The following is a 550-nucleotide window of genomic DNA, read 5'->3' as shown; positions in this document are numbered from 1 at the left end:
ATAGCGAACAGACGCTCCACTTCCTTGAAGTCGCTGGGCTTATCAGCAATCTCTTTACACAACTGGATGACGGTTCAAAACGCCGGGTTGAGGCGCTTCTTTTGGATCATTTCTGGTTTACTAAAGAAGTAACCTTGAAAGTAGTTAAAACCAGCGTCAAGCGCTTGTTCAAACTCTTCATAGGTTTCGACTTTTTCAGCCAAAAAATCGATATTAAACTGGCTCAATGCTTGGATGAAAATTGCCGCTTTTTCAATTGGTACTAAACGAATATCAAATTTGATCATCGATACGTACGGAAGAAAGCGTTTCCAAGCCTTAGTTGGTACAAAGTCGTCGAGTGCAATTCGGTAGCCGCATTCGTGCAGATGTTTTATTGCATCGAGAAGCTCTTGCGTAGGCTCACAATCTTCGAGCACTTCAATAACCAGAGAATCTTTCGGAAACAGTGTCGGAACAAGGTTGACCAAGCTTTGGTGGGGAAAGTTAACAAAACCGAGTTTGTTACCTAACGTGTTGTAATGCGTCGACAAAAAATGATCAGATAGCA

At 42.2% G+C, this 550-nt stretch carries 1 pseudogene; it reads right to left on the bottom strand.

Annotated elements, in window-relative coordinates:
* A pseudogene (locus R7Z77_RS27760) lies at positions 1-550 on the bottom strand (EAL and HDOD domain-containing protein); the annotation flags it as partial.

This window comes from Vibrio sp. 1401, from assembly GCF_033340295.1.
Note: the sequence above shows the minus strand (reverse complement) of the source record. Positions and strands in the feature narration are given on the sequence as shown.